Consider the following 18,941-nt stretch of genomic DNA (forward strand, 5'->3'; position numbering starts at 1 on the left):
CAAGGATTCCGTCCGCTCAACCCCGGAACGGAATCACATCGATCCTGCCGTCCGGCCCGACTGTCACCAGCACCTGCCTGGCGGTCACGCCCTGGAGCTTCCCGGCCAGTTCCGCGGCCAGCCTGCCGGCGTCGGGACCGGCATTTGGACCCGGCCCGACGTCGGCCCGCCGCCACACCGTCACCCTGGCTCCGGTGGTGTCCTCGATGGCCCGGTGCAGCGGTGCCGGATCGGTGCCGGTGACCAGGACGACGTGACCGACAGTCTGCTTACGGGCGGGCTGGGCTGCCCCGGTGACGGCACGCTCGCGGCGCCACACCGCGAAGTGATATCCCGCGACGAGGCCGGTGGCGACCAGCAACCCGAGCGGGGCCCGGATCCTGTCCACCACGCTGCCGCCCGAGACGTCGCCCAGGAAGTACTCGAACATCCGGTAGCCGATGACCAGCAGGGTGACGACGGCGACCACGGCGCTCAGACCGAACACCACAATCAGGTAGATCCGGCGCGCGTTCTGCCAGTTCCCGGAACCGCCGGCAGGACCGGACGTCGCCGCGGTGCTCTTCTGCAGGGGCTTCCAGCTGAGCCACCACACCACGCCGCCCACCAGGAGAGAGCTGATGCCGCCGAGCAAGAGGGTGCGTGCGCTGGAGCCCGCAAGCGGGGAGGCCGCCATGGCGAGGGCGGCGTTCACGATCACGCCGATCCCGGAGGCGGCGGCCACCAGGGCGACGCCGGACGTCACCAGCCGGCTCCCCTGCCGGATGGCTTCCGAACTTTCCCGAGCCAGCCCGCGGTGGTACACCCAGACCAGTGACCCGATCGCTGCGGCGGCGATCGCCGGCGCCAGCGGCTCAAGCAGTTGGTCCATCGGTTCAGTGCGGTCGAAGGCGAGCCGCAGCAGGACGAACACGGCGACGCCCGCACCGCCAAGGGTCAGCACGCCGGCGCCGAGGACCCCGACGGCGATGAGGCCGACGCTGGCGAGATCGCCGCGCAACCGCCGGCCGCCGTCGTGCTTCCAGTGCCACCACCAGACCAGCCCGCCGCCCACTGCCCAAACGAGGGACTGCAGCGCCGACACCCACCAGGGCTTACCCACCGTCGCGGCGGCCAGCGCCCCCCGCAGGGCGGCGTCCAGCAGGGTGGACAGGGCGGTGACGGCCCCGCTGACCCCTATCACCAGCCCGATGTAGCTCCCCAGCACGGTGGGAACGTCCAGCAGATCCAGCGGCCGCCTGCGGGGATGCCGCCACATCCACCGGTGCCAGACGCAGACGGCGGCCCACACCAGCCCGGTGGCCAGGGACAGTCGCCATTGCAGCGACTGGCCGCCGATCAGCGTGGTCAGCGTACTCAGCAGGTTGCTCGTCGCCAGCACCAAGGCAAGCACGTACATGCCCGTCACATACAGGCCCCAGCCGATGGACGCCCGTTCTGTTTCGTCGTCCAGGCGCCGCCAGACGGCCCACCAGAGCAGCGCCGCGAGGGGTCCGCCGATCAGGGCGAACGCCAACGAGCGCGCCAGCCCGGCCACATCCCCGGTGGCCAACTCGGTACCCCCAGCCAGGAGCCGGGCCAGCAGCCCGCTGAGTCCGACGGCGGCGATCACCACGAGGGCGAAGAGCAGCAGGTAAGTGATGAGGCGGCGGACGGTCCGCTGGGCCGAGCCCACGACGGATTCAGCGGTCATCGCTTCACCGCCGGATCCGGGCACACCGTCAGTTGCCAGGGGGCGCTGTTGATGAGCCAATTGTCCCCCGTCTTGACGAGGTCAAAGACGTCCTCGATCTGGTACTCGGCGCTCCCGAACGGCCCGCCGGCCTCGGAGACCGTGATCAGCACCTTGACGTCCGCGGATGCGGGGCGTTCAGTGGTTGAGACGAGGGTGACGCGGAGGTTGTCCGCGGGCGCCGATTCCAGGTTGTTGCAGCGGTCCTTGGCGGCGTCGGTGAGGTAGGCGGCCGCGGCCGCTTCGTCCCCGGCGATCACGGCGGCGGAGTACCGCTGGACTACGCCGGCGGGCGTGGACTCGTCCACGGGCGCCGGCTCCCCCCGGGTGAACACGACGATCAGGGCGACGACTACCAGCACGGCGATGGCGGCGACAATCGCGAGCAGGGTCCGGTCCGGCCGGTGACGCGCCGCGGGCGGCTCCGCCGCGGGCGTTGAGTCGTTCGGCGCTGGTTCGTTCGGCGCTGGCCCGTCCTGCGGGGGTTGGTTGGGCTCGGGTTCGTTCGCCACGGGACTCATGCCGTCAGTATGAGGCAGGGAGCGTCGGCCGTCACTGTGCCGTTCGGCCCCATTCCGCCCTGACCTGCTGTTTCGCTGCCGTCGGACACCCGTGAGCGCAGTGAGCCGGCCGCGACGCTGCTGCTGCCCTACGGGCCCGGGCACCGCGCCGGGACCGCAGGGGCAGCAGCGTCGACGCGGCCCGCGGCAGGCACTACGCTCAGGAAATGGGAATCGTGCGGAAAGTCCTCAGTGTCCTCCTGCTGGCAGTGATCGGCTTGTTGGGCACGGGGCCGGCGGCGCTGGCCGTCACTCCCGTCGGCATTGTCGTGGAGGACCGGGCGGGGGTCCTGGACGAAAACACACTCCTGCCGGCCGTACAGGCGATCGAGTTCTACCAGCCCACCAAGGTGGCCGTTTACACCTACAACGGCTCGGCCTCGGCCAACCTCAATGAAGAAGTCCTTCGGTTTGCCCGGGCCGAGCATCCGGAGTGGATCAGCGGGGACGGGCAGAAATGGGCGGACGGACTCTTCATCTTCGCCCTGGACCCGGTGGGCCGGCAGGTGGGGACCTACATGGGTGAGGACCGTAAGGTCTCACTCGAACAGCGCGAGGACATCCAGAACGCTTCCAAGGAACTGCTTCGCGATGCCCAGTGGACGGAGGGCACCATCGCCGGTATCCAGCGGGGCGCCGAACTGATCAACCAGCCGTGGTACCGGTCCACGGCCTTCCTCGTCGCTGCGTGGACCGCCGTGGCAGCCGCCGTCGCGGGCGCCGCCACCTGGCTGATCGTGCGCTGGCGGACCAGGGTCAGCTGCCGCAGGGAACTGGCCCGCGGCGACGCCAGCTACTCCAACGTCAGCATGGATCTCCAGGTCACGGAGCTCAACGCGGGCACCATCCCGGAAGCCTCCCGCTACGGCAGCACCGTGCTGGAGAAGCACCGGACCTTTATGGCGAAGTACAACACCGCCACCGGCCTGGCCAACCAGGTCCATGCCCTCACGCCCAGGGGCCTCAGCAGGCGGCCGAGCCTGAAGCTGGTCCGGAGCTACGCCGACGCCGCTGCCGAGCTGGACGCCCTTGACGACGTCATCGCGGACACCAACGCCCTGCTGAACCGGGCCTCCGCCTGGGCTCCCGCCTGGGACCGGCAACTGGCTCCCTACCGCGCTGACCTGGCTGCGATCGAACAGATGCTGAGCAAGCACCATGCTGAGGGCGACTCCGCCACTGCGGCAGCCCTGCGCTCCTTCCGGGACCAAAGCCACCGGGACATCGAACGGTGGACCGCGGAACTCGCCGACGGCGCGATCACGCCGGAGACCGCACTGGACCGGCTGCGCGACGCGCGCACGCACCTGTCAGAGCTGCTCAAGAACCACGCCGACACCGTCATCGATGGTTTCGCCAGGAACGAGAAGGAAGCCGCCCTGATGCGCAGGGATATGGAGAGCGCGCAGGCCGGGAGGAAAGCGAAGTACGGGCGGGCCTACGAACCCAGCATCCTGGGGACCGTGTATCCCGCGTACTACTTTTTCTCCGTGCCTACCTTCAACTCGGGATTTACCACCGGTGTCCACAGTGTCAGCAGTGCCCGGGGCGGAGGCGGCAGCACCACAGGATACGGCGGCAGCGGCGGCAGCTTCTCCGGCTCCGGCAGCTCATCCGGTTTCTAGTAGCGTCAGTCGGCCTTGCCGTGTTCGACGACGAAGTCGCCGCCGGGGAACAGGATGGTCTCGTGGCCGTCGTCGAACCGGACGTGATACGGCGGGGCTCCGTCAGCCCCCTTGACCTCCAGTATTTCCCCGTGCCGGTCCGATGACTCGACCGTGGTGCCACGGATGATGATGCGGTCTCCCTGTGATGCTTTCATGGCATTCACCTCCCTTTCCAACCTACGATTGTGTGTCCTGTTGCGGAACGGAGCTCAGTTAAACGAGCACAGCTAAAAGAGTCCGGCGGTAACTGTGCCGGTGAGTTGATGGATGACGCGGGTCCGTGCAGCCATGTCCGACATGTCCTGGCCCAGCGTGTAGACCACAAACACGAACGCCCGTTTCCCCTTGACCAGAATGCTGGCGTCGTGGAGATTGCCGAACAGCAGACCGTACTTGTGGAAGACGGCGACCCCGGGCGGCACGGCGGCCGGGATCAGCACTTCGTAGTTGGTGTTCTGCATGTAGGACAGCAACTGAGCCGTGTGTCCGGCATTAAGCAACCGGCCGCTGTACAGCTCTGACAGGGTCCTCGCCATCTCTGCCGGAGTCAGCGCGTTCACGGTCCGGTCATACGGGATTCCCAGTGACGCGGCATAGTCTGTCAGTCCCTGGTGGCCGATGGCAGCGAGAATCAATGCCCAGGAGTCGTTATCGCTTTGCTGGACCATCTGCCGGATCTGTTGGCCCGCGGTGGACGCCCCCATCGGGGCCGCCAGCGACGCCTGGCCGGTTTCCACCATATGGTAGTAGGCCGCTGCGGCGAGGATCTTCCCGGTACTGGCAGCCACAAACTTGTCCGTCGCCCCGTACGTGTGCACCTTTCCATCGGCCATATCGATGAGGGCCACACCGAGCCCGTAGGCGCTGTTGGCCTTGATGACCGCAGTGATTTGCGCGTCCAGAGCAGGTCCGATGCTGGGAGGTACGACGGTGGGCGTCGGGGTGGGCGTCGGGGTGGGCGTCGGAGTCAGCGTCGGAGCGGTGGCTGACGGCGATACTGCCGACGCCGCTCCCGCGGCACGCGCAGAGGCGGAAACGGACGATGCCGGCGGAGCGCCGGCATCGACTGGGGAGCTGGCCTGAATGGTGGCATACACACCCGCGGCCAGGATCAGGCCGAGGACGGTCACCAGCACGATCAGGAACTGCGGGCGGATCCCGCCAAAACGCCGGATCCCGTGGGTCCCCTGGGCCGGCTCCGGTGCATGTCGGCCGCTGCTGGAGTGCCGGCTAGGTTCAGAAGAATCCATCGGACTCAACCCCTGCACGTCGGCGGGAGCGCAACCTCGGCTGACGCCACACGCGGGTTCACAGGCATACTCGTCCTTCTTCGTAACGTACCGCGGCGCGGCTTCAAATTTCCTGCATTGTGCCCCCGCCCCGGCCGGAGCGCAAGAGTCCGGTCCGCAGAAGCGCCGGTCCAGCGGACATGGTGCCTCCCGGCGTCGGGCTTTCCCGGCCCTGTCAGGGCCGCCCGTAGCGGCGTACGCTGGATCGCAGCCCCTCAGCCCAGTATAGGAGCCGCCATGCGCAAGGTCATTTTGATGATGCAGGTATCCCTGGACGGATTCATCGAGGGTCCGGACCGGGATCTGAGCTGGCATCGGGTCGATGACGAACTGCACAGCCACTTCAATGAAGAGCTCCGGAACATGGGGGCCTTCCTGGACGGCCGCGTCACCTATGAGCTAATGGCCGGGTATTGGCCGACGGCGGACCAGGACCCCATGAGCACGGCCCCCGAGATCGAGTTCGCCCGGATCTGGCGGGACATGCCCAAGATCGTCTACTCCAGGACCCTCGCGGAGGCCGGATGGAATACCGAGGTGGTGCGCGACGTCGTCGTCGAGGACGTTGTGAAACTGAAGGGGCAGCACGGCGGTGACCTCGCGCTTGGCGGCGCCAACCTCTCGGCGGCCTTCCGGCGGCTCGGCTTGATCGACGAGTACCGGATCTATGTCCACCCGGTAGTGATCGGACAAGGCAAGCCGCTGTTCCAGACGACAGAAGCCATGACGCCGCTGCGGCTGCTGGGGAGCCGCACCTTCGGCAATGGCGTGGTGCTGCTGCGGTACGCACCGGAGCCGGACAACGGGCGCGCAGAAAGCCGGTGATCCGTTGCCCCCAAGGCAACCGATCGACCGGCTTTCTCCGTGCTGCTCGTTGTGGTGCTGCTGTTAGCCGGCGCGGACGAACGTCACGGGACCGGTGGCGGTCAGCCAGGACAGCGGGTGCGCCATGGTGGCGTTGACGCCGTTCATGCCGCCGCTGATGGCCTGGCCGTTGCCGGCGTAGATGGCAACGTGGCCGGACTGGACGATGATGTCGCCGGGCTGCGGGGTGGAGACAACCTTGCCGTATTTCAGGAAGGCTGTGGGTCCGATGTCTCCCACCGGAATGCCGGCTGCGTTCAGGGCCTTCTCCACCATGGCGGTGCAGTCCTGCGTGATACCGATCTGGCCGTAAGCCATGGACAGCAGGGTGGCGTTGACTCCGCCGGCTGCCGGGGCGGCAGCGGCGGGGGCCGGTGCCGACTGGACCTTGACCGTCGCCTTGGCGGCCGGAGCGGGAGCGGGAGCCGGGGCGGGTGCCACCGGCGCCTTCGGAGCGGCCGCGGGCTTGGGTGCCTCGACCACGGGGGCCGGCGCCGTCTCAACGGCGGGGCGCTCAAAGGTGATCTTGACGGCGGAGTCCGCCATGACCGGTGCTACGACTTTGCCCTTGACGTCAACGGACGACGCCGGGGAGGAGTCGCGCTCCGCCGGAGCATCGGCTGCATTGGCGGCCATGGCGCCGCTGAGCACCATTCCGGATGCGGCGACGAGGACTGCTGCCTGGCGGCCGAAGGTTCCGGCGGTACGGCGTTTGCTGCGAAGATCGGCGTGCTTGGGCGCACGGGTATTGCTAAAAGTCATTAAAGGAGCCTCTCCCAATGCCTGCGAGGTGAGCTGTCGGATTCGGATGGGAGGCACCCGGCCGCACTCGGGCCCGATCATGACGGGCCGTGCGGCTTCACCCCAAGACCCCTGGAGAACAGCGGGTCAAATGTGGTTTCCCCGTCTCTGCCGGACGTTGCTTCTAGTTATCCCCGGGCCGCGGCAGAGTTAGGCAATCGGCTGGGGAGAGCCCGTCTCGGAAACAACAGGCACCTAACAACGGTAACGGAATGATCACGGCATGTCACATTGAGGTAACGGCGGGCGGGGTTGCGGGCACGCTTGTCCCCGGTCTTTCCCCACGTCGGAGGCTGCTTCAGGAATAGGATGATGGCATCACCGTTCCCCACAGCGGAGGCCCCGAAATGAACAGCCCCGACGTCACCAGGCACTGTGTCGCCATCTGCCAGCTCAGTGGTCAGCCGCAGGAGGACTTCAACGTCAATACGGAACTGCTGGTACTGGAGGACGGGGAAGTCCACGTGTCCACGTGGGACGCCGAGCCGCGCGACGGCGGCTTCGACGTGCACGTCCTGAACGACCGGGTGGACGCCCTCGGTTTTATGGTGGTCACGGATTGGGAGTTCTTCGACGAGAAGGCCTACGCAGTGGTGGAACGCCGGCCGGGAACCTGACAGAAGCCCTCACAGGCGCGGAAGCCTGGACGCGTCACGGACCCGCTCCAGCAGCCGCGGCGAGGGGCGCAAGCCCAGCTCGGTCCACAGGACGGAACTGTACTGCCGCAGGTACCCGTGGGCAGCCGCCACGTTTCCTTCATCAAGGCAGATGTCGATGAGAACGGCGTGCACGGATTCACGGAGCGGTTCAATGGCCTTGGCCCGGAGAGCCGCATCGATCGCTTCCGGATACCGCCCCAGATTTCGCAGCCGGACAGCCAGCGCCTCCAATGCATGCAGCTGGACCTGACGAAGCCGTTCCCGCTCAATCAGGAGCCAGTCTTCATCCCACGCCGGCAGCAGATCGCCGGTCAGCGGGGAGCTGTTGGTATCTTCCACCGACAATTCCCCGCCGGGTGCCAGCAGCCGGGCTGCCTGTGCCCGGCACTGCTGGAGATCAGTAGTCACGTCACGGCCCAGGGCAAGTTCATTCCGGCCTGCTGAGATCAAGGACCCGTGCACCGCCCGGATTCTCCACAGTGCTGTTCGGAGGCTCCCGTGGCCGTGATCCACGGTGGAATCCTCCCACAATTTCCCAATGACGGCCTGTCTGGAACATTTCACGTCGTCCTGCCGGGCAATTGCGAGAAAAGCCAAAACCCGCTGGGCGTGAATGGGCAGATGAAGCTGACTATGGGCGAGGAATAGGGAAAAGCCGTTCAAGAGGAACAGGGCCGGGTGAACCTCCGATGTCGAATCTGCGACGGAAGATGGGCTTGTTGCAGACGTCATGACAAAACCCCACGTGACATATAACGCAGAAAGTATTCAGAGACCGGCCGCGGCATACGCGGCGATCGTCGACATTGCTACGCAACGTTGACGGCTAATAAGGAACCCGGGCGGATCATTTCCGTCATGAGTGCTGATTGTTCCGTGATATTACTGCGCGTCTGGCGGAACCCACAAGGGGTGATGATTCGGGTACGGACCGCGAACGGCAGCCAGCGGGAATGGGTGGTTTTCGGGACCGTTGAACTCGTTATGTTGCTCGAAGCACTTATTGCTGAGCTGGAAGATGAGCCGACGACGGGAATGGAGACAGAAGATTGACGGTGAAAAACACAGCTGTGACAGACGCTGAAAACATTATCCTGTAAGGAGGGTGTCATGGACGCACAGTCCGGTTTCACCGGCGAGACCCTGTTCTCTGGCCTGTCATTGGCCGAACCTCCCCCGGCCCCGGCCTTTGCCCGGGCGGAAGCCCCCGAGGCGGTCTTGAGCACGCCCTTCCCGGCCCGATTCATGACGGAGGCCTTTGCCCCGGAGGTCGATGAGGCGGCGGCGTTCTACACCGAACTCGAAGACGAAGACTTTGTGGACGCCCTGGACCGGCTCATCAACGAAGCAGCGGCCCACCAGTTGGCGGATCAGCGGAACTGGTCTTCACTTCCGGCGGAGGCGGACACCCGGGCCTCGCTGGAGGACTGGGTGGAGCCGATTGCCGCGGAGGCCGAACGAGCAATGGACGGATTCGCCGAACGGCTCGTGGCAGCGGATGTTTACGGTTTGCCGGCCCAGGAGTTTGAACAGCTCCTCGAGGCCGCCAGCAACGAATCGCAGTACGGGCTCTCCGGCTACGAAGGTTTCATCGGCGGCATCATCCGGGCCGGAAAGAAGCTGGCCCGCGGCGCCGTCGGGCTGGTCAAAAAGGGCATCGCGGCCGTCGGAAAAGTCCTTCCCATTGGTCTCCTGCTGAACAAGCTCAAAGGCCTGGTAAGGCCGCTGCTCAAGCGTGTCATCAGTTCCGCCATGAACCGTCTGCCGGCCAGCATCCGGCCGTTCGCCCGCCAATTGGCAGCCAAACTGGGGGTCGCAGAAGCCGAAGCCGAGGACCCGGCGTCCGCCGAGGGGCTCGCGGAGCTTTTTGAACTTGAAGTCGCTTCGTTGCTCTACGCCCCCGAAGCCGAAGAAGAACTCGGTGAGAGCTTCTTCGAGCCGCGCGAATACGAGTCCGCGGATGCTGTGGCCGCCTTGGACACGGCCCGCGCCAAGTTTGCCGCGCGGCTCGCGGAACTGCCCGAAGGCAGCAGCCCGGTAGCCGAAATCGAACAGTTCCTGCCCGCGGTCATGGCCGTGCAGCCTCTCATCAAACTGGGCATATCCATCATCGGCCGGCAGCGAGTGGTCAAGTTCGTGGCAGGCATCATCGCGGGCCTCACCAAGGGGCTGATCGGCGCCGGACCCGCCAGGATGATCGCGACGCCGGTCGCCGACCTGGGCCTCAAGGTCTTCGGCTTTGAGACGCAGGCCGAGTCGGAACGGCTCCTGTCCGGTGAAGCCGTGGCGTCCACCGTGGAGGGAACCGTCCTGAAGCTGATGGAACTCCCCGAGAGCGTTTTTGAGGACCAACTGCAGCTCGCAGCCGCTGTGCAGGAGTCGTTCGTGGAATCGGCCGCCGCCTACCTGCCGGACAAGATCCTGCACCACGACCTGCCGGAGCGCGAGACCGCCGGCGAAGGCGGCGTCTGGCTGCTGATGCCGCGGTCAGCACGGCCCCGGTACCGTTACCGCAAGTACACCCGGGTCTTCCCCGTGCGGATCAGCCGCCAGGCCGCCCGTGCCATCCTCTGGTCCGACGGCGGCACCCTTGAAGGCCATCTTCTCGACCGTGGCGTGCGCCGGTGGCCGCTCGAAGCCGAGGTGGACCTCTTTGAGGCCATCCCGGGAACCCAGTTCGGCCATCTGACCCAGGATGAAGGAACGGACGAGGCTGAAGCGGCGGACGCCACGGAGTTTCAGCTGCTCACCCCGGATATCGCCGGGATGCTCCTCGGCGAGCCTGCCCTCGGCCGACGTGCCGGGCCGGCTCCGGCCATCGGCAGGCAGCGGCCAAAAGTTGGCAGGCGCTACTTCCGGATACGGGCTGTTGCCTTGGCGCGCGGCAAGGCCAAGCTGCGGCTGGCCCGGCGGCTGTTGGTGTTGCTCGAACCCTCCAGGCGGCGCCTGCGGGTCCAGCTGAGGATCTCGGAACGTCAGGCCCAGCAGATGCTGGCCATGCTTCAGCCCTCGTCACCGTCCGCCAGGCGGGATCTGCCCTCGGTGCTCGGCGCCCTGCACGGGATCTATGCAACGACGCTGCCCGCGGTACTGGTGGCCCGGATGGTGCGGCACGGGCTGGTCAAGGATGCTGCCGAGGCGGCAGCCCCGGTGGATCGCTTGATGAAGGCGGTGGCAGCGGGGTTGTCCAAGTTTCTGACCCAACGCGCCGCGCAGCTCGCGGCGGCGGTGGCCGAGCCGCCGGGCGGGGTAACCATCTCGATCACGTTTCCCGAACTGACCAAGGAAAAGCTGGGCGGCGAACTCCAGGTGCCGGAGGTAAGTGTGCATTCGGGGTGGAAGTACAGTGGCCAATGATTTCGTGACAGAGCAGTCGGCCCTCGGCACGGAAGTCCGACACTGGCGCCGGGCCAGCATCGCCCTGACGGACCTGGAGGTGCTGGCCGCGCCCGCGGCCTGGCTGTCGCTGGAAAGCTACCTCGGCCTCAGCGTCCGTTCCAGCCTTCGGTCCATTTCCACGTCGGTGGTGGCGGAGGCTGACCACCTCAGCGCGGCCCTGGCCGCCGCCCGCACAGCCGCCGAGCTGCGGGCGGTCCGCACCGGCCTGCTGAAACTGCGGCAGCGCTACGAACAGGTGGAAACGGTGCTGGATTTCTACGGTGACGCAGTCAACACCCGCACCAATCCCCGGATTGGCGCAGTGCTGCGGGGCCTCGATGCGATCGCGGTGGACAGCATGGACCGGGTCCTGCGTCCCCTCGGGATCCCCACTCCCCCGGTCCTTACCTACCTGGACAAGGGCATCGGCGCCTCCATCCTGCGATCCGGCGCCCGGCTCTGGGATGCCTCGCTATCCCCGGTGGCCGCGATCAAGATCACCCGGCACAACCTGTGGCGTCCCACCTCGCTGGTCCACGAAACGGGCCACCAGGTGGCCCACCTGACCGGCTGGACCGAGGAACTGGGCTCCGCACTTTACAGCCGCCTCGCGCCGGTTTCCGTCGTCACGGCCGAGAGCTGGCGGAACTGGGCCAGCGAGGTGGCCGCGGACGTCTACGCATTTGTTCTGCTCGGCTACGCGCCGCTGCCGGCACTGGCCACAGTGGTGGACGGCCCCAGCCGGAAGGTGTTCCGGATGCCGTTTGGCGACCCGCATCCGTTTGGCTGGGTCAGGGTGCTCTTCAATGCGGGCCTCTGCCGGTCCTGGTTCGGCCCCGGCCCGTGGGACGACCTGGCCCGGGCCTGGATCAACCGCCACCCACTCGAATCTGCCTCCCGCGAGGTCCAGGAAATCGGCCGGGCGAGCCTGGCCCAGCTGCCGGCCCTGGCGGACGTTTGCACACGCGCTCCGATGCGGGCCTTCGGCGGCGTCCCGATTACGGCGCTCGCCCATCCGTTGAGCGTGGCTCCGGCAGAACTGGCCCGGCTGGCAGAGCGGGCCGGAGCCTCCCTATACACCTCCAGCTACCTCGCGCGGCTGGAGGCCATGCGCGTCCTTGCCTTGTCGGTGCTGAACGGCGACGCCAAGGCGACCGACGACGACGCCGTCGAACTTTGGCTCCGACGCATAGGCGGCCCGGCCGCCGTCGCCGCCTGAGACCCCTGAGAGCAGCACCGGAAGGAAAGTGACATCGAAATGGAACAGAAGGACACCGGTGCGGCGGCATCACCGGGGCAGGCGAAGCCGGCCGACGCCAAAGTTACGGCCCGGGGCCCCGCCAAGACCGCTGCCCGGGACACCACCGCCCAGGAAGCAACAGCCCAGGCGATCCGGGATGCCGCCCGCGACTTCAGTAAGGAAATGGCGGGATCGATCAGGGAAGTCCTGAATGAACAGAACGTGCTGTTGGCCCAGCAACTGCGGTTGAAGGAGACGGACATTGCCCTGGTGCAGGAGTTGCTCGCCGAGCGCAGCTCGCGGCAGGCGTCCGACGAGGTGCTGAGGCAGGAAATCGACCGGAAGACCGAACCCAGGAAACGGGACCGCCGCGGACCCCGCGTGATCGACGCGGAACCGGAGCAGTTGCTGCTGGCGTTGCAGTTCAATGCACTCTCCAGCGTTTTGGGCAGCCGGAAGCGCACCGGCGTCCAGCAGAAGGACACCCTGATTCCGTCGCCGGAAATCCTGGACAACCCCGGAGAACGCACGCCCCCTTACCTGCTCAAATTCGTGGCGCCGTTGCCGCAATCCACCGAAACAGTGGTGGTCAAATTCCTCGACGGCGGGCTGGCCCAGGCTCCCGCCAACGAGGTCGGCGACGGATATCTGGGCCTCGATTCAGACCAGGTCCACTTCGTCGAACTGCTTGACGACCAGGAAACTCCGATCGCGCTGGGAATCCCGTTTCGGCGCTGACCACCAGAAACCTTTGGAGGCCCCACAATGTTCCGCACCCTCGCCCGACTGGTGGTTGATCCTACGCTGACAACCCCCAACGCCGTTCCCAACCCCGAAGTGGTGTTTGCCCACAATCCCATCCAGCTGAGCCGGTGGCTGGAAGAAGCCTTCGCCGTCAACGGGTTGGCCAGTTTCCTTCCCGCTCCGCCCACGCTCCCCAGCACGACCACGGGAAGCCAGGCTGTGGTGGACGGGCTGAAAATGCCGCCCGGGCTGCTGACCTCGCTGCCCTCCGGCATCAGCCCCGGTACTGTCATCCCGCCCGGATACCAGGAGCCCACTCCGTTGGGGACAACGACGCCGCTCCCCTGGGACCACCTCATCTATGCCTTCCTGCTGGAAAATACCGGAATAGTCGAGATCCTGGGCGAAGTGGTCCGCCGTTACAAGGTGGGTGAGACTCTCGCGCCCCCCAGCCTTCCCACGTTGCTGTGGGCGAGGCACACCGAGGAACTCTTCTTCCGGGATCCCCCGGCCTTCCATATCCTCGGAGTCTCCAGCCAGCTGCGGCCGGATGCGCGGGTCAACCGGCGCAACGCGTATTGGCGCATGTTTGGCCGGGACCTGTCCCACCCGCCGCTTGGCGCCCCGTTGGAGGGCCAGCCGTGGAAGCGCGACGTCGGTGCCGGCTCGAACACGCGCTTCTTCGATCTCTGGGAGGAACTGCTGCGGCAGGTCTGGCAAGGCATCCTCAACGACCGGAACCAGGGTGGACCCAACGCCACCGACCGCAGCTTCATCGCGTATCTGTGCCAATCGATCGCCGAGATGCTTACTATGCGGCGCCGCGGCGGCATGCTGGCCCAGGAGGAGTTCGCGTACGTCACCATGCTCAGCTGGTTCCATCTCACAGTGGAATATGACACTTCCGTGGTGAAGGATCTCAAGGCGGAAGCCGACGCCAACGGCAACCCCGCGGACCGGTTGGCGGCCATCGGGGCGCGCGTGGGGATAACTCCGCCACGGGAGACCCGGGAACTGTTCGAACTCGCCGGGCTGCTGTCCCCGCTCATGTGGTTCATCGAAAACGGGGCCTTCAGCTCGGAAACCAACGCCGAGATGCTCTACCACTCGAATCTGGTCCCCAACCCCGTCGTTGCGGACGCCATGATCCGGATTATTGACCTGTGGCAGTCGGCTACCGGCACCCGGATCAAGGATCCAACGGTCGTCGCGGTCAGCCCCGACGCCAAGCGCCCCACCCAGCCGCTACGCCTCCCGGAACCGACTCCGACGGCGGCGGCCCCGGTTTTCACCGCGCCCTCGCCCAACGGCAAGTCGGCCCGGGTCTAACACGGTAAGGAAGATGTCATGGAGGACTACTTGGCTACCCAGGTCTTCTCGCTGAACGGTGACGGGGAGACCGAACAGGAACATCCCACCTGGCCGGTAAAGGAGGACGTCTTCTCTTTCCACGACAGTCCGGCAGCTACGGAAGCGCTGGATGAGGGGTTGGCCGCAACACCGGACCCCAGCGAAGCCTGGCGGGAGGACTACGTGGCGGAGGATACCTACAACGCCCTGACGTGGAACCACCCGGAGCAGGAACAGGAGAACCTCACGTGGCAGGTGCAGGCGGATCTGGCCGAACTTGAATGGCCGGCCGCTGAGGAGTCTGCCGCCGGCGAACTCGAGGGCTCAGCTCCGGACGGGGGCGCAGACATCGATGCCGGCCGACTCACCATGGACAGGCTGCCCTTGCTGCGCCCGCATCGCGGCACTCCCCCGGATCTGGTGCTGAAATGGAACAGCATGCCCCGCACCGGACCCGTGGATGTTGTGGTCCATCTCCACGGCTATTCCGGCCGCCGGGAGAAGATGACCCTCGTCCGGGACAAGGAGCCGGCCAGCGGACTGGACTTCACCGATCCGGCCGATCCCTCGGCACGCGGCCGCACCCGGCCCACCTTGGCCATACTGCCACGCGGTCACTACTTCGGCGGCAACAGCGGTGCGGGCTACTCGTTCCCGGAGCTGGTCAAGCCGAACGGGCTCAAGAAGCTGATAGCCGCCGCCCTGGAGGCCTTTAATGCCCGCACCGGCGCCAGCGTCAGCCAGGGCAAACTGATCCTCACGGCCCACTCCGGCGGCGGTGCGGCGCTCATGGCCATCCTCAAGCACACCGACCCGGACGAGGTCTTCACGTTCGATGCCCTCTACTCGGACCCCGCCGCCCTGATCCAGTGGGCGAGCCGGCGCCACCAGGCCGGCTCGGGGGCGCTGCGGGTCATCTACCGTGGCGGTGAACCAACGGCCCGCAACAGCCTGCGCGTGGCTAAAGCCCTGAAGACCCTGGGGTCCTCGCCGGCATTCCGGGTGGAAGCCACCCGGACCGCCCACAACGACATCCCCCGCCGCTTCGGCTGGCGGTTACTGGCAGACCCCGCGGCAGATCTGGCCAACGCCACGGCAAGGGAAGACACGGCAAGGGAAGACATGGCATCGGAGGTCATGTCCGCTGAGGGCAGTGCCGCTGAAGACCAGCGCGGCGAGCCCGACGCCGGCCAACTCCACTTCGGCGAGAGCGGGTTCCGTTTCGAGGATCCTTCGGCGTTCTCCGAGACGGACAAGGCCGAATCCGAACACGACGAAAGCGAAGATGCCGAAGCGGGTGAGGCATTCGAGGACGAGGAAAGCGAGGACTTCGCCGGCGAGTCCGGCGAGGCCGAGGCAGGTGAGTGGGAACTGGCGGCGGCGGAAGCCGAGGCTGAGGACATAGGAGAGCATGAGACGTTCCCGTCCGGGCAGGCGCTGAGCCTCGCCTTGGGGAAGACCGGCCAGGGCGAGGAGCACTGGGATCCCAACGGCACCGGGTTGCCACTCTATGAGACGGGCCCCGCGGTCCGGGGCCTGAAGCTCTCGCCCAACTTCACCGTCGGGGAGTTGGTCTACAGCGGCGGCCAGTATGCAGACAAGGCGCGGATTTCTCCGCTCCTGGTCGCGGCCTTGCAGAAGCTCCGGGACCGGGTTGGCAGGCCGGTGCGCATCACCTCCGGCTACCGGTCCTGGGACCGCAACGTCGCCGTCTACCGGCGCAGCAATCCCCCGAAGAAGCCGACACTCAGCCGGCACTGCAGCGGGCAGGCCGCGGACATCACGGTGGCGGGAATGACGGGCATGGCGATCGCCAAAGCCGCCGTCGACGCCCTGGGTGACGGCATTGGAGTCGGTATCGGCGCCGGTTTCGCCCATATTGACGTGCGAGGGACCTGGACCTCCTGGACCTATCTCCCGGGTGCTGCGGGGAAGGCCGCCGTCGCCGAGATCAACGAATACCGGAGGAACCGGAATAGGGGTCCGGCACCGGCCCCCGCGCCCGCGCCGCTGAAGTCTGACCGGGCCGCCGGCCGCGTGGTGCGCGGCAGTTTCACGAAATGCGCCACGGGCGAGCAGCCCGGGGCACGGGCCATGGCGGACCAGTGGCGCCGGCTCACAGGACGCCACGCCGGAACCTACAACTGCCGTAAAACGGAGGCAGGCACGCCGTCGCTGCACGGCGAGGGCCGGTCCGTGGACCTGCACGGGATGGTGGACCGCCCTCTCGAGAAGGCCCAGGCGGACGCCTATGTCGCCTGGCTGAAGAGCAACGCCGTCGAGCTCCAGGTGGCCTACCTGATCTGGAACCACAACCACTGGAGCTGGGCACGTCGGAACGAAGGCTGGCGGCCCTACCCCGGGGCCAACAAGCACATCGACCACATCCATGTTGACCTCAGCTGGGAAGGGGCCCGCAACCCCAGTCCCCTATTTTCCGGCGCGGTTCCCGGGATCAGCGGATTAGATGCACCACCGCAGCCCAAGCCGCCACCGAGCCCGCCAAAGAAGGTCTCGGCAGTGCCCGCGCACGTTGTGGACTTCGTGGGCCGCTACGGCCCGCACGCGCAGCGCTCGCAGGCCACCAGCGGTGTGCCGTGGCTCGTGACCCTGGGGCAGGCCGCCTTGGAATCGGGCTGGGGCAAGAAGGCACCGAGGTTCAACTTCTTCGGTATCAAGGCCAAGGCCTCGGTCCCGGAACCGCAGCGGCAACTCCTGCAGACACGTGAGGTGCTCAGCCACCCCAACGGGAAATTTCCCAAGGTCATCTCGGTAACGCCGTCAAACGGCCGGTACGTCTACATCGTCTTGGACTGGTTCCGGGCGTACGCCTCGGCGGAGGAGTCATTCGCCGATCACGGCGATTTCCTGCGCCGGAACGCCCGCTACAGCCGGGCCTTCGAGCACACCGCCGACCCGTACGCCTTTGCCAACGCTGTAGCTGCTGCCGGGTATGCCACAGATCCCAGCTACGCCGCTACGCTCACAAGCGTCATGCGGCTGATCGAACGGGCGAACGCCGCACATTAGCAGTAGCAGGGCGGCGGCGTCCGGGTAACGGCGCCGCCGCGTGGACCGCTTCCGCTAACTCCGGGCCTTGCATTCCGGCATGCTCACGGTAATACTTCCAGCTCGGGGCGCCGCTTGGCCATGTCGGTGAGCACAAGGTCCACCGCTTCCGCGGCGACCGCGCCGTCGTCGTCCTCCAGCAGGTCCGGCGGGCGCGGCTCCGCCAGCACCGAGCGGGCGTGGCGCACGAACCGGGGCCAGTCGCCCGCACCTGCGCGGAGCTCGCGCAGCGGGGACAACAGGGCGGCGCGGCGGAGCCAGCCGTCGGGGTCCCGCACCCAGCGGTCCAGGACGCTGCCCGCGCGCACCCTGCCGATTGTGTCGAGTCCGGCGACCAGGGGGCCGACGACGTCGACCGCGAGCGGATCCACCAGGGCGGCCATCCGTGCGCTGCGCACGAAACCCTCGATCCGGGTCAGGTCCGTGTTGGTCAGCATGCGGACGCTGGACTGCAGGAGAACGACGGCGGCGAGGCGGCGTTCGAAGACCGGCACGTCCCACAACTCGGAACTGAGAGCGGTGATGTCATCGTGGGTCAGTTCCGGATGGCGGCGCAACGCATCGCGGACGGTGCCGCGCACGGCTCCGACGGACGCGCCGTAGTAGCGGTGGCCACCACCGTGCCTCGCCTCGGATTCCTCCGCGCGGCTCCACGACGACTCGCGCTGGAGCGCAAGGTCGATGAATTCGCCGGCTTCGCTCATGCAGCCATTCTCCCGCATGAAGGGGGCATCATTACCGTCGCAGGTGCCCGATAGCCTGTATTCATGGGCGGCAAGCAGGGGCCCGACGCGGCTCGACAATCGGATGCTGCAGAACCGGCGGCCGGGCAACCAGGGCGCGGATCCTGTCCGGCGGATTGCCTGTCCGTCCGCACCGGTTCGCCGTCAAATGTCGGAGCATTTAATGTCGGAGCCCAAAAGTAGAGTTTGATCATGGACGGCGACCAGGGGCCCGACGCATTTCAACCGGCTGGATCACTTCATCCGGCTGGCGCCGTTGAGCCGGAACGCGTGACGGTCGCGGAGGTGGCCCTGGCGCTGGGCGGCGATGTGGCTGAGCTGAACGGTGCGCAATTGATTGCTGAAATCCGGGCCCTGGAAGACCAAAAGTCTGCCCTGGCTGCCCGTCAGGCACGTTTGTCCGTCGCGTTCGATCTGCTGCAGCGCCGTGAACAGGCCGACGCCGGGATGCCGGCGGCCGAGCTCGGGGCCGGGGTCGGCGCGCAGATCGCCCTGGCCCGGCGCGAATCCCCGGCCAAGGGCGGCCGGCTCCTCGGCCTGGCCAAAGCCCTGGTCACCGAAATGCCCCACACTTTGGCGGGGCTGGAGGCCGGGCAGCTCAACGAATGGCGCGCCACCCTCCTGGTGAAGGAAACCGCGGGCCTGACCCCGGAGGACCGCACCGCCGTCGACGCCGAACTCGCCGCCGACACCGGAACGTTCGACGGCGCCGGAGACCGGCGCATCATCGCCGCGGCCCGGGCCGCGGCCTACCGCCGGGACCCGCGCACCGTCACCCAGCGGGCCAGCCACGCCGCCACCGAACGGCACGTCAGTCTCCGCCCGGCCCCGGACACCATGTGCTA

General features: G+C 67.0%; 17 protein-coding genes and 1 riboswitch. Of the genes, 10 read left to right on the forward strand and 7 right to left on the reverse strand.

Annotation, left to right across the window (positions count from 1 at the left end):
- Window positions 1-16: 16 nt before the first annotated feature.
- Window positions 17-1,693 carry a DUF5671 domain-containing protein gene (locus tag AC6EUH_RS16650; RefSeq protein WP_499739338.1) on the reverse strand — a complete coding sequence of 559 codons (1,677 nt, stop codon included), beginning with the start codon at window positions 1,691-1,693 and terminating at the stop codon, window positions 17-19.
- Entirely contained in the window at window positions 1,690-2,253 is a 564-nt protein-coding gene (locus AC6EUH_RS16655) for an LpqB family beta-propeller domain-containing protein (protein ID WP_499739339.1), read from the reverse strand. The genes AC6EUH_RS16650 and AC6EUH_RS16655 overlap by 4 nt, the downstream gene beginning before the upstream one ends.
- Before the next feature lie 206 nt (window positions 2,254-2,459).
- On the opposite strand from AC6EUH_RS16655, the gene AC6EUH_RS16660 reads away from it, so the two are divergent.
- The gene (locus AC6EUH_RS16660) at window positions 2,460-3,917 is read left to right on the forward strand and encodes a DUF5129 domain-containing protein (RefSeq protein WP_499739340.1); all 1,458 of its coding nucleotides are present in this window, start codon (window positions 2,460-2,462) and stop codon (window positions 3,915-3,917) included.
- Between the two features lie 5 nt (window positions 3,918-3,922).
- On the opposite strand, the gene AC6EUH_RS16665 is transcribed toward AC6EUH_RS16660, so the two are convergent.
- Window positions 3,923-4,114 carry a DUF1918 domain-containing protein gene (locus AC6EUH_RS16665; RefSeq protein WP_056430034.1) on the reverse strand — a complete coding sequence of 64 codons (192 nt, stop codon included), beginning with the start codon at window positions 4,112-4,114 and terminating at the stop codon, window positions 3,923-3,925.
- A 72-nt stretch (window positions 4,115-4,186) separates the two neighbouring features.
- Window positions 4,187-5,209, reverse strand: a complete 1,023-nt coding sequence (locus AC6EUH_RS16670; RefSeq protein WP_499739341.1) for a serine hydrolase — start codon at window positions 5,207-5,209, stop codon at window positions 4,187-4,189.
- 276 nt (window positions 5,210-5,485) lie between these two features.
- On the opposite strand from AC6EUH_RS16670, the gene AC6EUH_RS16675 reads away from it, so the two are divergent.
- Entirely contained in the window at window positions 5,486-6,073 is a 588-nt protein-coding gene (locus tag AC6EUH_RS16675; protein WP_499739342.1) for a dihydrofolate reductase family protein, read from the forward strand.
- A gap of 63 nt (window positions 6,074-6,136) precedes the next feature.
- On the opposite strand, the gene AC6EUH_RS16680 is transcribed toward AC6EUH_RS16675, so the two are convergent.
- Window positions 6,137-6,874 carry an NlpC/P60 family protein gene (locus tag AC6EUH_RS16680; protein WP_156367564.1) on the reverse strand — a complete coding sequence of 246 codons (738 nt, stop codon included), beginning with the start codon at window positions 6,872-6,874 and terminating at the stop codon, window positions 6,137-6,139.
- A gap of 8 nt (window positions 6,875-6,882) precedes the next feature.
- Window positions 6,883-7,070: riboswitch (cyclic di-AMP (ydaO/yuaA leader) on the reverse strand.
- Between the two features lie 190 nt (window positions 7,071-7,260).
- On the opposite strand from AC6EUH_RS16680, the gene AC6EUH_RS16685 reads away from it, so the two are divergent.
- The gene (locus AC6EUH_RS16685; protein WP_499739343.1) at window positions 7,261-7,530 is read left to right on the forward strand and encodes a hypothetical protein; all 270 of its coding nucleotides are present in this window, start codon (window positions 7,261-7,263) and stop codon (window positions 7,528-7,530) included.
- Window positions 7,531-7,539: 9 nt separating this feature from the next.
- On the opposite strand, the gene AC6EUH_RS16690 is transcribed toward AC6EUH_RS16685, so the two are convergent.
- Window positions 7,540-7,980, reverse strand: a complete 441-nt coding sequence (locus tag AC6EUH_RS16690; RefSeq protein ID WP_162238821.1) for an AfsR/SARP family transcriptional regulator — start codon at window positions 7,978-7,980, stop codon at window positions 7,540-7,542.
- Between the two features lie 90 nt (window positions 7,981-8,070).
- On the opposite strand from AC6EUH_RS16690, the gene AC6EUH_RS16695 reads away from it, so the two are divergent.
- The 6 genes from AC6EUH_RS16695 (at window position 8,071) to AC6EUH_RS16720 (ending at window position 17,314) form a co-directional block, all read left to right on the forward strand.
- Complete coding sequence (locus AC6EUH_RS16695; protein ID WP_162238822.1) at window positions 8,071-8,220, forward strand: hypothetical protein; 150 nt, start codon at window positions 8,071-8,073, stop codon at window positions 8,218-8,220.
- A gap of 462 nt (window positions 8,221-8,682) precedes the next feature.
- Window positions 8,683-10,929, forward strand: coding sequence for a hypothetical protein (locus tag AC6EUH_RS16700; protein WP_499739344.1), 2,247 nt, complete (start codon window positions 8,683-8,685; stop codon window positions 10,927-10,929).
- Window positions 10,930-10,933: 4 nt separating this feature from the next.
- Entirely contained in the window at window positions 10,934-12,169 is a 1,236-nt protein-coding gene (locus tag AC6EUH_RS16705) for a hypothetical protein (protein ID WP_499739345.1), read from the forward strand.
- A 39-nt stretch (window positions 12,170-12,208) separates the two neighbouring features.
- Window positions 12,209-12,928 (forward strand): hypothetical protein, encoded by a 720-nt coding sequence (locus tag AC6EUH_RS16710; protein WP_499739346.1) that lies wholly within the window; start codon window positions 12,209-12,211, stop codon window positions 12,926-12,928.
- A gap of 27 nt (window positions 12,929-12,955) precedes the next feature.
- Window positions 12,956-14,263, forward strand: coding sequence for a hypothetical protein (locus AC6EUH_RS16715; RefSeq protein ID WP_499739347.1), 1,308 nt, complete (start codon window positions 12,956-12,958; stop codon window positions 14,261-14,263).
- Between the two features lie 18 nt (window positions 14,264-14,281).
- Window positions 14,282-17,314 carry a glucosaminidase domain-containing protein gene (locus AC6EUH_RS16720; RefSeq protein ID WP_499739348.1) on the forward strand — a complete coding sequence of 1,011 codons (3,033 nt, stop codon included), beginning with the start codon at window positions 14,282-14,284 and terminating at the stop codon, window positions 17,312-17,314.
- An 83-nt stretch (window positions 17,315-17,397) separates the two neighbouring features.
- Here the strand turns inward: AC6EUH_RS16720 and AC6EUH_RS16725 are convergent, their stop codons facing one another.
- Window positions 17,398-18,057 (reverse strand): DNA alkylation repair protein, encoded by a 660-nt coding sequence (locus AC6EUH_RS16725; RefSeq protein ID WP_499739349.1) that lies wholly within the window; start codon window positions 18,055-18,057, stop codon window positions 17,398-17,400.
- A 231-nt stretch (window positions 18,058-18,288) separates the two neighbouring features.
- Here AC6EUH_RS16725 and AC6EUH_RS16730 point away from each other — a divergent pair.
- The coding region (locus AC6EUH_RS16730; protein WP_499739350.1) for a DUF222 domain-containing protein at window positions 18,289-18,941 on the forward strand (653 nt) is incomplete at its 3' end.

This window comes from Arthrobacter sp. 001422645, from assembly GCF_059816125.1.